The organism is Leclercia sp. M50, from assembly GCF_037150775.1.
GTDB lineage: Bacteria > Pseudomonadota > Gammaproteobacteria > Enterobacterales > Enterobacteriaceae > Enterobacter.
In genome coordinates, this window is record NZ_JBBCPK010000010.1 from 1 (window position 1) to 12,354 (window position 12,354).

11 protein-coding genes and 1 pseudogene are annotated in these 12,354 nt (G+C 57.4%); 7 read left to right on the plus strand and 5 right to left on the minus strand.

From position 1 onward, the window contains the following. Positions 1-1,110, minus strand: a pseudogene (gene hemA, locus WFM46_RS03980) (glutamyl-tRNA reductase); the annotation flags it as partial. Between the two features lie 268 nt (positions 1,111-1,378). On the opposite strand from hemA, the gene lolB reads away from it, so the two are divergent. The 4 genes from lolB to dauA all read left to right on the plus strand — a co-directional run bounded on the left by lolB (position 1,379) and on the right by dauA (position 5,724). After that, on the plus strand, positions 1,379-1,990 hold the full coding sequence (gene lolB, locus WFM46_RS03985; protein WP_103179953.1) for a lipoprotein insertase outer membrane protein LolB: 612 nt from the start codon (positions 1,379-1,381) through the stop codon (positions 1,988-1,990). Then, complete coding sequence (gene ispE / locus WFM46_RS03990; protein WP_103822291.1) at positions 1,987-2,856, plus strand: 4-(cytidine 5'-diphospho)-2-C-methyl-D-erythritol kinase; 870 nt, start codon at positions 1,987-1,989, stop codon at positions 2,854-2,856. Before lolB ends, ispE begins: the two co-directional genes overlap by 4 nt. Before the next feature lie 123 nt (positions 2,857-2,979). Beyond that, positions 2,980-3,927, plus strand: a complete 948-nt coding sequence (prs, locus tag WFM46_RS03995) for a ribose-phosphate diphosphokinase (RefSeq protein ID WP_003856663.1) — start codon at positions 2,980-2,982, stop codon at positions 3,925-3,927. 120 nt (positions 3,928-4,047) lie between these two features. Then, complete coding sequence (dauA, locus tag WFM46_RS04000; RefSeq protein ID WP_168192026.1) at positions 4,048-5,724, plus strand: C4-dicarboxylic acid transporter DauA; 1,677 nt, start codon at positions 4,048-4,050, stop codon at positions 5,722-5,724. Here dauA and WFM46_RS04005 read toward each other — a convergent pair. Further along, positions 5,710-6,753, minus strand: a complete 1,044-nt coding sequence (locus WFM46_RS04005) for a MerR family transcriptional regulator (RefSeq protein WP_336997090.1) — start codon at positions 6,751-6,753, stop codon at positions 5,710-5,712. The genes dauA and WFM46_RS04005 overlap by 15 nt on opposite strands. A gap of 117 nt (positions 6,754-6,870) precedes the next feature. Beyond that, positions 6,871-7,146 (minus strand): stress-induced protein YchH, encoded by a 276-nt coding sequence (gene ychH, locus WFM46_RS04010; protein WP_103179956.1) that lies wholly within the window; start codon positions 7,144-7,146, stop codon positions 6,871-6,873. Between the two features lie 274 nt (positions 7,147-7,420). On the opposite strand from ychH, the gene pth reads away from it, so the two are divergent. After that, positions 7,421-8,005, plus strand: a complete 585-nt coding sequence (gene pth / locus WFM46_RS04015) for an aminoacyl-tRNA hydrolase (RefSeq protein WP_103179957.1) — start codon at positions 7,421-7,423, stop codon at positions 8,003-8,005. Between the two features lie 126 nt (positions 8,006-8,131). Continuing rightward, complete coding sequence (gene ychF / locus WFM46_RS04020; protein ID WP_336997091.1) at positions 8,132-9,226, plus strand: redox-regulated ATPase YchF; 1,095 nt, start codon at positions 8,132-8,134, stop codon at positions 9,224-9,226. Positions 9,227-9,340: 114 nt separating this feature from the next. Here ychF and ftrA read toward each other — a convergent pair whose 3' ends face one another. Then, entirely contained in the window at positions 9,341-10,306 is a 966-nt protein-coding gene (gene ftrA / locus WFM46_RS04025) for a transcriptional regulator FtrA (RefSeq protein ID WP_336997092.1), read from the minus strand. Positions 10,307-10,414: 108 nt separating this feature from the next. Between ftrA and WFM46_RS04030 the strand changes: the two genes are divergently transcribed. Further along, complete coding sequence (locus tag WFM46_RS04030) at positions 10,415-10,810, plus strand: rhodanese-like domain-containing protein (RefSeq protein WP_336997093.1); 396 nt, start codon at positions 10,415-10,417, stop codon at positions 10,808-10,810. A 45-nt stretch (positions 10,811-10,855) separates the two neighbouring features. Here the strand turns inward: WFM46_RS04030 and WFM46_RS04035 are convergent, their stop codons facing one another. After that, the gene (locus WFM46_RS04035) at positions 10,856-12,241 is read right to left on the minus strand and encodes a purine-cytosine permease family protein (RefSeq protein WP_336997123.1); all 1,386 of its coding nucleotides are present in this window, start codon (positions 12,239-12,241) and stop codon (positions 10,856-10,858) included. Positions 12,242-12,354: the final 113 nt, after the last annotated feature.

A 12,354-nucleotide genomic window follows, 5' to 3' on the forward strand; every position in this document is an offset into this window, starting at 1 on the left:
CCGCCCTGCTCCAGGGCCGCCATCGCTTTGGCAGTCAGTTCATTACGTACCTGTTCCGCCTGACCGCGGTATTCGCGAATCGTCTCGCTGACGCTTTGCGCGCGCAGCCAGGCCATAAATTCGCTGGTTTCCTGCTCGACAATCGTTTCGGCCTGCACCGCCGCCGCTTTACGCTGGGCGAGATTGTGGGAAATGATGCTTTGCAGATCGTCCACGCTGTAGAGATAGGCGTTCGCCAGCTTGCCCACTTCCGGTTCGACATCACGCGGAACGGCGATGTCCACCAGCAGCATCGGCTGATTCCGGCGGGACTTAAGGGCGCGCTCGACCATACCTTTGCCGATAATCGGCAGCGGGCTGGCGGTGGAGCTGATGATGATATCCGCCTCGTTGAGACGGGCGTCGATGTCGCTGAGGGCAATCACTTCCGCGCCGACCTCATCCGTCAGCGCCTGGGCGCGTTCGCGGGTGCGGTTGGCGATAATCATCTTCTTCACTTTGTGTTCGCGCAGATGACGCGCGACCAGCTCGATGGTTTCGCCTGCGCCAACCAGCAGCACAGAGACCGTCGAGAGGGATTCAAAGATCTGGCGCGCCAGCGTACAGGCGGCAAACGCAACGGAAACGGCACTGGCGCCAATGTCGGTTTCGGTTCGCACTCGCTTAGCGACAGAGAAGGATTTCTGGAACATGCGCTCCAGCTCGCTGGCCTTAAGGTGGCCTTTTTGCGAGTCGGCAAACGCTTTTAACCTGTCCGAGGATCTGCGGCTCGCCGAGCACCAGCGAATCAAGGCCGCTGGCCACACGCATCAGATGGCTGACCGCATCGTTATCCTGATGCCAGTAGAGGCTGTTACGCAGCTCTTCTTCGTTCAGGTTGTGGTATTCGCATAACCAGCGGATCAACGCTTCGTGCAGGTTGTCCTGCTCTTCCACGCTGAGATAGAGCTCAGTACGGTTGCACGTCGACAGCACCACGCCCCCCTGCACCATCGGCTGGGCAAGCAGACTTTCCAGCGCCTGGTCGAGCGTATCCGGCGAAAACGTGACGCGTTCTCGCAGTGAAACCGGGGCCGTTTTGTGGTTAATACCGAGTGCTAAAAGGGTCATATGAGCGGGAGTAGTACCAGCGTTAATAGGGTTAGCAGGGCGCATCATACAGGATGCGCGAGATCAATAAAAGAGACTGCCCCCTTTCGGAGTAATAGGTTACCAGTTCATATTAACCAAAAAAGTTCGCGATGCAGCCAACGCCTCTGAACCTGAAGTAGCATGGTTAATTCTATGATTTAGGATAACTTGAGCGTAGACGCTGCGGCATACGGGCGCTAGCATTAAGAACTATAACCGCCACGTATCTCAAGGATTTGTCATTATTATGACCAGACTGATTCGCCTCCTGCCCCTCGCCGCGCTGGTACTTACCGCATGTTCCATTACGCCGCCCAAAGGGCCAGGCAAAAGCCCTGACTCACCGCAGTGGCGTCAGCACCAGCAGGAGGTGCGTGGTTTAAGCCAGTACCAGACCCGCGGTGCCTTTGCGTATCTGTCGGATCAGCAGAAAGTGTATGCCCGTTTCTTCTGGCAGCAGACCGGCCAGGATCGCTATCGCCTGCTGTTGCTCAACCCGGTGGGGAGCACCGAAATGGAGCTGATTGCCCAGCCAGGCAGCGCGCAAATCACCGATAATAAAGGGCAGAAATATACCGGTACCGATGCCGAAGAGATGATCGGCAAGCTGACCGGGATGCCGATTCCGATTACCAGCCTGCGCCAGTGGATCCTCGGCCTGCCGGGCGACGCCACCGATTACAAACTCGACGACCAGTATCGTCTGAGTGAAGTGAACTACAGCCAGAACGGTAAAAACTGGCACGTGGTCTATGGCGGCTACGACAGCAATACCAAACCGGCCCTGCCAACCAGCCTGGAACTGACCGAAGGCGGCCAGCGCATCAAGCTGAAGATGGATAACTGGATTGTCAAATGATGACCCACTGGCCTTCACCCGCAAAACTTAACCTGTTTTTATACATCACCGGCCAGCGTGCGGACGGCTATCACACCCTGCAGACGCTGTTTCAGTTTATCGACTACGGCGACACCATTTCGATTGAACCGCGTCAGGATGGGCAGCTTCGTCTGCTCACCCCGGTGGAGGGCGTGGCCGATGAAGATAACCTGATCGTCCGTGCTGCCCGGCTGCTGATGGCGGCGGCGCAGCAAAGCGGACGCCTGCCGGCGGGCAGCGGCGCGGATATCCGCGTGGAGAAAAGGTTGCCGATGGGCGGCGGGCTTGGCGGTGGCTCGTCAAATGCCGCTACCGTACTGGTGGTGCTCAATCACCTCTGGGGCTGCGATCTCTCGGTGGATGAACTGGCCGCGCTCGGGTTAACGCTCGGGGCCGACGTGCCGGTGTTTGTCCGGGGGCATGCGGCCTTTGCCGAAGGGGTGGGCGAGATCCTCTCCCCGGCCGAACCCGCGGAAAAATGGTACCTGGTCGCCCACCCGGGCGTCAGCATCCCTACCCCGGTTATCTTTAAAGATCCGGACCTTCCACGCGATACCCCCGTCCGGTCAATAGAAACGTTATTAAAATGTGAATTCAGCAACGATTGCGAGGATATCGCAAGAAAACGTTTTCGCGAGGTTGATGAAGCGCTTTCCTGGCTGTTAGAATACGCGCCGTCGCGCCTGACTGGCACAGGAGCCTGTGTCTTTGCTGAATTTGATACGGAATCCGCTGCACGTCAGGTGCTCGAGCTGGCTCCAGAGTGGCTGCATGGTTTCGTGGCGCGCGGTATGAATATCTCCCCGCTACAGCAGGCCATTCTGGCGCAATCTGAGTTTCGGTGACAACGTCACCCTGTTCCAGACGTTGCATCGCGCTCTTTAATACACCGCCTGGATAGCATTCGCCTGGCCCGCACAGTTTACGGCGAACTATCCACCACTGGACGCATGCCTGAGGTTCTTCTCGTGCCTGATATGAAGCTTTTTGCTGGTAACGCCACCCCGGAACTAGCACAACGTATTGCCAACCGCCTGTACACTTCTCTTGGCGACGCCGCCGTAGGTCGCTTTAGCGATGGCGAAGTCAGCGTACAAATTAACGAAAATGTACGCGGTGGTGATATTTTCATCATCCAGTCCACCTGTGCTCCAACTAACGACAACCTGATGGAACTGGTTGTTATGGTCGATGCCCTGCGCCGTGCTTCCGCTGGCCGTATCACTGCTGTCATTCCTTACTTTGGCTATGCCCGTCAGGACCGTCGCGTCCGTTCCGCACGTGTGCCAATTACCGCAAAAGTTGTTGCTGACTTCCTCTCAAGCGTGGGTGTTGACCGCGTTCTGACGGTTGACCTGCATGCCGAGCAGATCCAGGGCTTCTTTGATGTTCCGGTTGATAACGTATTCGGCAGCCCAATCCTGCTGGAAGATATGCTGCAGCTGAACCTGGACAACCCGATTGTGGTTTCTCCGGACATCGGCGGCGTGGTTCGCGCTCGCGCTATCGCCAAACTGCTGAATGACACCGACATGGCGATCATCGATAAACGTCGTCCGCGCGCTAACGTTTCTCAGGTGATGCATATCATCGGTGACGTTGCTGGCCGTGACTGCGTGCTGGTTGACGACATGATCGACACCGGCGGCACTCTGTGCAAAGCCGCCGAAGCGCTGAAAGAGCGTGGTGCTAAACGCGTGTTCGCCTACGCGACTCACCCGATCTTCTCCGGCAATGCCGTGAACAACCTGCGCAACTCCGTTATTGATGAAGTTGTGGTGTGCGACACCATCCCACTGAGCGACGAGATCAAAGCGCTGCCAAACGTGCGTACTTTGACCCTTTCCGGGATGCTGGCAGAAGCGATTCGTCGTATCAGCAACGAAGAGTCTATCTCTGCCATGTTCGAACACTAATCGGACGCAGTCAGAAAACCCGCTACGGCGGGTTTTTTTGTCTGTAAGATGTATTTGTATGATTAATGCCTCCTTCACCTGCCATTGATATGACAGATGATGCGCACACGGATGATGATTGTGAAAAACGCTTCCTCTCATGTTCTTCCCTTCCGCGCCCTCATCGACGCCTGCTGGAAAGAGAAATATACCCTGTCGCGGTTTACCCGCGATCTTATCGCCGGCATTACGGTCGGCATTATTGCCATTCCATTGGCGATGGCGCTGGCCATTGGCAGCGGCGTGGCGCCGCAGTATGGCCTCTACACCGCCGCCGTTGCCGGGATTGTGATTGCCCTGACCGGTGGGTCGCGCTTTAGCGTCTCCGGGCCCACCGCAGCCTTTGTGGTGATCCTCTATCCGGTTTCTCAGCAGTTTGGTCTGGGCGGATTGCTGGTGGCGACCCTGATGTCCGGGGTATTTTTGATTCTGTTCGGTCTGGCGCGCTTTGGCCGGCTGATTGAGTATATTCCCCTCTCCGTCACGCTGGGCTTCACCTCCGGGATCGGCATCACCATCGGCACCATGCAGATTAAGGACTTCCTGGGCTTACAGATGGCCCACGTGCCGGAGCATTACCTGCAAAAAGTGGGGGCGCTGGCGATGGCGCTGCCGACAACAAACCTGGGCGATGCGGCGATTGGCGTGGTGACCCTGGGCACGCTGATCCTCTGGCCACGGCTGGGCATCCGCCTGCCAGGACACCTGCCCGCCCTGCTGCTGGGCTGCGCGGTAATGGGGATAGTCAATCTGCTGGGCGGCCATGTCGCCACTATCGGCTCGCAGTTCCACTACGTGCTGGCGGATGGCTCCCAGGGTAACGGTATTCCGCAGCTTCTGCCCCAGCTGGTGCTGCCGTGGGATCTGCCCGGCTCCAGCTTTACCTTAAGCTGGGACTCCCTGCGCGCCCTGCTGCCAGCCGCTTTTTCGATGGCGATGTTAGGGGCGATTGAGTCGCTGCTCTGCGCCGTGGTGCTGGACGGCATGACCGGCACCAAACATAAAGCCAACAGCGAGCTGGTCGGCCAGGGGCTGGGGAATATTATCGCCCCGTTCTTCGGCGGCATTACCGCCACAGCGGCCATCGCCCGTTCCGCGGCCAACGTGCGCGCGGGCGCTACGTCGCCGGTCTCGGCGGTGGTCCATTCGGTGCTGGTGATCCTCGCCCTGCTGGTGCTGGCGCCCTTGCTCTCCTGGCTGCCGCTCTCGGCCATGGCCGCCCTGCTGCTGATGGTGGCATGGAACATGAGCGAGGCGCATAAAGTCATCAACCTGCTGCGCCGCGCCCCCAAAGACGACATCATCGTAATGCTGATCTGCATGTCGCTGACGGTGCTGTTTGACATGGTCATTGCGATAAGCGTCGGGATTGTGCTGGCATCATTACTGTTTATGCGGCGCATTGCCCGTATGACCCGTCTGGCCAGCGTCAATGTCGCCACGCCGGACGACGTGCTGGTGCTGCGAGTCATCGGTCCGCTGTTTTTTGCCGCCGCAGAAGGATTGTTTAGCGAACTGGAGTCGCGCATTGCGGGGAAACGTGTCGTGGTGCTGAAATGGGATGCGGTCCCGGTGCTGGATGCCGGCGGGCTGGACGCCTTCCAGCGTTTTGTCCAACGTCTGCCGGAAGGCTGTGAACTGCGGGTGACCAATCTCGAATTCCAGCCCCTGCGCACGATGGCGCGCGCAGGGGTTCAGCCCATTGCGGGCCGTCTGGCGTTCTATCCTGACCGTGAGGCCGCGTTAGCGGATCTGTGACATCCGGCGCTGCATCATGATGCCGATCGCCTGCTGAAGCCACTCGAGCACAGCAGGCGTCATCCAGGTCCCTTTCATCAGATGCGGCTCCTGCTGCATCGCCTCGCGGAATTTTTGCTGAGTTGCAGGATTATTCCCTGCGTAAGACTGGAACAGCGCCAGCCAGTTTTCCGCCAGCCGCTGTGCTTCCGGACTCTCTGCCGGCACCCCTTCCCGGCTTGCCTGATGCAGTTTTGCCACCAGTGCCGGCCACTCCATCATGCGATCAAAATAGTGCGCACGGGTAAACGCCATCTCCTCGGGCGTCAGATAGCGCTGCCAGATAGCCAGCTTGCTCTCGGCGAAGGCCCGGGTGATGAAATCGAGGATATCAGCGTCGATTCCTGTCTGCTCACGCATTTGCGGCTCCACGCTGTGCATCTCATTCAGGCGGGTCAGGAAGTCGGGGTTGCCTGCGGTATCCTGCTCAAGCTGCGTCATCCAGCGCGTAGCCAGCCCGGTAGCGCGTGGGTCGGCAACGTCCACCTTTTCCGCCAGCATGCGGCGGGCTTCGGCCACCAGCCCGGCCCAGATCTCTGCCAGGGCGTCACTCTGCTGCGCAAACGGTAATACCTGTAACTCTTCTTTACTGAACCAGCGATCGTACATCGTCATTAACTCCAGCGTCTGTAACCAGGATTCCAGATCGGGCTCGGTGCCTGCGGCCAGCGTGCTATGCAAACTCACGAGCTGCTCGCGCAGCGTCTGAATGCTGCGCATCTGTTTATCCAGCAGAGCGATTTGCGCGCCCAGGAGATCCACCATGGAGCGCGGATCCCGATCGAGAACCTCTTTAATTTCGGCAAGCTCCAGCCCCGCTCTGGCTAACACCTGGATACGGTGTAGCCGCTGTACATCCGCGAGGGTATAAAGACGGTAACCTGCCGCACTTCTGGCAGAGGGCAGCAGCAAGCCGGTTTGCTCATAATGGTGTAATGTCCGAACGGTGATCCCCGCTCTCTTCGCCAACAGGCCAACCTGAATTAACATCGCTGCTCCTTTTATCTCGCCATCACGGTCACTCTGGTGCCTTACGTTACGTGAGGGTCAAGAAAAAAGGCAAAAAAAAACGGCTTCCGAAGAAACCGCTTTTCGCGCTGTCACAGGTTAGCTGTGCTTATGCTGTTCGCGACGGCAGCGTTTATCATAATGGCGCACCCACCAGTAGCGGTCGCAGACCTGTTCGTGGCCGCTGACGCGCGCCCCGGCCAGCCAGAGCACCGCTCCCAGGAAGATGCTCAGCACTGCGCCATGGGCGAAGTATTGTGGCAGGTCAAGTTGCGGAAGCTGGTTTAAAATGGAATAACCGACGCCGACAACCATGACGACTAATCCCAACCCCATCAACACGTTACCGAGTAGCGAAGCGTTTTTGCGTTTCATATAGCACCTCCGGAACTTTGGGTTGTAAGGGAATAATCTCCCTATTCCTTGTGTGTAAAGTATAGACACCACCCGTTTTGCGGATTGCGTCAACGATCACAAATATCTACTTCGGTGCAACAAAACTTTACAAATAAGCCTTTGAGTAGCATGAAATTCTAATGGTTCAACGCCGGGATTATTCAGTTTCTACGTGTCGCTTAGCAGAATTTTGTCAACCGACGCGGCAGACAGTACACTACGCGCCAGACTTAGCACTTTCAGGAATAAAAACGTGACGATTAAACTGATTGTCGGCCTGGCTAACCCCGGCGCGGAATATGCTGCCACCCGCCATAATGCTGGCGCCTGGTATGTTGATCTGCTGGCCGAGCGGTTACGCGCCCCTCTGCGTGAAGAACCTAAATTCTACGGGTTTACCTCTCGCGTTAACCTGGCTGGCGCCGATGTGCGTCTGCTGGTGCCCACGACGTTTATGAATTTAAGCGGTAAAGCGGTGGCCGCGATGGCGACCTTCTATCGCATCAATCCGGATGAGATCCTGGTGGCGCACGACGAACTGGATCTGCCGCCGGGCGTGGCAAAATTCAAACTTGGTGGCGGCCACGGCGGGCACAACGGCTTAAAAGACATCATCAGCAAACTGGGCAATAACCCTAACTTCCATCGCTTACGCGTGGGGATTGGTCATCCGGGCGATAAAAACAAAGTTGTTGGTTTTGTCCTGGGTAAGCCACCGGTTTCCGAGCAGAAACTGATCGACGAGGCGGTAGACGAAGCGGCGCGTTGCACCGAAATCTGGCTCCAGGATGGTTTAACTAAAGCCACCAACCGCCTTCACGCTTTCAAAGCGCAATAACCGGCGCGAAACGGCTTTTTTGCCCCGCAGACTGCGGGTTACGTGTATAATAGGCGTAGTTATTTACTTTTCTTCGACTCGTTAATGTTAACGTGTTGAATATCAAGATATTAAGGTGATTCAGAAATGGGATTCAAATGCGGTATCGTTGGTCTGCCTAACGTTGGCAAATCCACCCTGTTTAACGCGCTGACTAAGGCGGGCATCGAAGCGGCTAACTTCCCGTTCTGTACCATCGAGCCAAACACCGGTGTTGTACCTATGCCCGATCCGCGTCTGGATCAGCTTGCGGAGATCGTAAAACCGCAGCGCATTCTGCCCACCACCATGGAGTTCGTGGACATCGCGGGCCTGGTAAAAGGCGCCTCGAAAGGTGAAGGCCTGGGTAACCAGTTCCTGACCAACATCCGTGAAACCGAAGCGATCGGCCACGTTGTGCGTTGCTTTGAGAACGACAACATCATCCACGTGAACAACAAAGTGGACCCGGCTGACGATATCGAGGTGATCAACACCGAGCTGGCACTGGCGGACCTGGATACCTGCGAGCGCGCCCTGCAGCGCGTGCAGAAGAAAGCCAAAGGCGGCGACAAAGACGCGAAAGCGGAACAGGCTGCGCTGGAAAAATGTCTGCCACAGCTCGAAAACGCGGGCATGCTGCGCGCGCTGAAAAACCTGACTGACGAAGACAAAGCGGCGATCAAATACCTGAGCTTCCTGACCCTGAAGCCGACCATGTACATTGCCAACGTCAATGAAGACGGTTTTGAAAACAACCCATACCTCGACAAAGTGCGTGAAATCGCAGCAACGGAAGGTTCTGTGGTCGTGGCCGTGTGTGCGGCTGTTGAGTCTGATATCGCCGAGCTGGACGATGCCGACCGTGAAGAGTTCATGGCTGAGCTGGGTCTGGAAGAGCCAGGTCTGAACCGCGTGATCCGCGCCGGTTACCAGCTGCTGAACCTGCAGACCTACTTCACCGCTGGCGTGAAAGAAGTGCGCGCCTGGACTATCCCTGTCGGCGCGACGGCGCCACAGGCGGCGGGTAAGATCCACACCGATTTTGAGAAAGGCTTTATCCGTGCCCAGACCATCGCCTTTGAAGACTTTATCACCTACAAGGGTGAGCAAGGGGCGAAAGAAGCCGGCAAGATGCGTGCAGAAGGGAAAGACTACATCGTTAAAGATGGCGATGTGATGAACTTCCTGTTTAACGTTTAAGGGTCATGCATCTGCGGATGCGTTAACTGACCTGAAAAAATCCACGCCATGGCGTGGATTTTTTTATCAAAGGCACGTTGTCTCGCCTGGATAATCATTAAACAACCTTGCCCATTATTGCTCTGCTGAAGTGTAAAACCCCCTCCTGTATGCCGCAGGCGTCGTCGACAGCTGATTTTTGAAGTGATGACGCATCGTCGCCACGCTGCCAAATCCCACCTCCTCCGCGATACGCTCAATCGACAACTGGCTATTCTCCAGCAGATCCTGGCTGCGGCTCAGGCGGGCATGGAGCAACCACTGGGCGGGCGTCTTGCCGGTGGTGGCGGTGAAACGGCGCAAAAAGGTACGCGGGCTCATCCCGACAAATTTTGCCAGCGACTCAACGGTATGCGGCTCGGCAAGTCTGGCGTGCAGGTAGTCAAAGAGTGCCCCAAGGCGATGGCCTTCATAGGCGACAGGCACCGCCTGCTGAATAAACTGGGCCTGGCCGCCGTCGCGATGGGGCGACACCACCAGCCGACGCGCGACGCGGTTGGCCGCCACGCTGCCATAATCCCGGCGCACCAGGTGCAGACAAAGATCGATACCCGCTGCGCTGCCTGCGGAGGTCAACACATCACCGTTATCGATATAGAGCACGTCAGGGGTTACCTGAATGGCGGGATAACGCTGTTGCAGCAGGTCGGTATAACGCCAGTGGGTGGTCGCCTGCCGGTTGTCGAGTAACCCTGCGGCGGCCAGCACAAAGACCCCGGAACAGATAGAGAGGATCCTCGCCCCACGTTGATGTGCCGCGACAAGCTGCTCGCACAGCGCGGCGGGCACCGGAACATCGGCCCCCCGCCAGCCGGGCACGATGATCGTTCCGGCCTCACTCAGCAGCTCCAGCCCGCCATCCACCACCAGCCTGAAGCCGCCCGTTGCGCGTAACTCACCCGGATCAACGCCCGCCACCGCAAAGCGATACCACTCCTCGCCCATCTCGGGGCGGGGCAGCGCGAAAATTTCGACGGCAATACCGAATTCAAAGGTACAGAGGCCGTCATAGGCCAGTACAACCACCAGAGGATTATTCATCACCGCACTCAATGGGTTTTGTCATGATCTTGATGTTATCTGGCATTTCTGCCAGCTGTCAAAGCCGCGTCTCCGCCGTAGAGTAAAGGCTCATTCCTGGAGGTGTTTATGAGCTATGTAACTGATTATCCTGCTGCGTCGCCAGATGTCGCAGCAAACCATTTTTTACAGCGACTGAGCGTGGAAACAGACTGTGACGATGTGCATACCGCGTTTAAAGAGGGTGATGTCGATTTTGTGTTGCTGCATGTGGTCGGTAGCCCGGAGGCGTTCGCCCGCCGTCATATTCCTGGGGCGCTGCACCTGCGACATCGCGATATGACCGAGCAAAGAATGGCGGAGTGGCCCTCCGATACAGTGTTTGTGGTCTATTGCGCCGGGCCGCACTGCAACGGAGCGGATCGCGCCGCGCTGAAGCTGGCGCAGATGGGCCGCCCGGTGAAAATTATGATTGGCGGAATGACCGGCTGGGCCGACGAAGGTTTTGCTTTTAACCCCCAGTAAAAGAGCCGCGATCCCGTCTGACCTGCGGGATCGCTGACACCTCTTTCACCTGCCCGACGCCGGATAGATCGTCTCTGTCGGCAGCACCCGCCGATCAAAACGCCGCAAGCTATAATAGAGCGCTGCGGTGCAGAACCAGCCAATCACCCACGAGACATCGTTGCCCGCAAACAGCCAGGTCAGCGAGCCGTGGTAGAGCGGGTTTTCAATAAACGGCAGCTGGATCAACACGCCAACAACATAGACGCTGATGGCAAACATGTTCCAGTGCCCGTAGCGACCACGGGAATCGAACAGCGCCGGAATATCTACCGCTTTACGGGAGATAATAAAGTAATCGGTCAGGCTGATGGCGCTCCACGGTACGAAAAAGGCCAACAGGAACAGCAGGAAATGGGTGAAGTGCTTCAGGAACGCCGGTTCGCTCAGCAGCGCAATCACGCACGAGAGGGCCACCATCAGTACCACAAAGGTCACACGGCTTTTCTGGCTCAGCGTCGTCTGCCGGCGAAAGCCCGAGACAATGGTGGTCAGGGACATAAAACTGCCATAGGCGTTGAGGGTGGTAAAGGTGATTTTGCCAAAGCAGATCGCAAAGTAGATCACCATCGCCATCGCCTCGCTTTTACCCAGCCCGACGATGTAACTCACCTCATGCCCCTTGAAGGCGCTGCCGGCAATTGCCGCGGTGATCACCCCGAGCGTCATGGACGCCTGGGTGCCCAGCACCGTACCGCTGAAGACGGAGAGGAAGGTCTTCACCCCTGAGACGTCGCGCGGCAGATAGCGGGAATAGTCGGAGACGTAGGGACAAAAGGCGATCTGCCATGAGGAGGAGAGCGATACCGCCAGCAGGAACATCGGCATCGAGAAGTGGTTATTCTGCATCACAGCACCCACATCGCTGGCGATCAGCAGAGCGATAAACAGATAGACAAACGCCAGCACTCCCACCACGCTCGCTACCTTGCCGAGCTTGTGGATCACCTTATATCCCAGCACCGCAATCACGATAATGATCGCGCTGAACAGGATCATACCGGCCACGTTCGAGATCGACAGCAGCCTGGCCATCGCCTGTCCGGCCAGTACCGTCCCGCTGGCGGAGAAGCCGACATACATCACGCAGACCAGCGCCAGCGGGATCACCGCACCCAGCACACCAAACTGGGCGCGACTGATGATCATCTGCGGCAGACCGAGGCGCGGCCCCTGCAGGGCATGAAATGACATTACCACCGCGCCCAGCACCTGCCCCACCAGCAGGCCAATGATGGACCACACCACATCCCCGCCCAGCACCACTGCCAACGCCCCGGTCACAATGGCGGTGATCTGCAGATTGCCGCCAAACCACAGCGTAAACTGACTGAAGGGGTGGCCGTGCCGTTCATTATCCGGGATATAATCGATGGATCGTGTTTCCGATATTCGCGTCCCGCCGCGCTTTGACTGCGCTTCTGAAGATGAAAAAGACGACATAGTTTCCTCTCAGAGTGGATGATTAATGCCCGTCAGAGACCCTGCTATACCCATGCAACGCC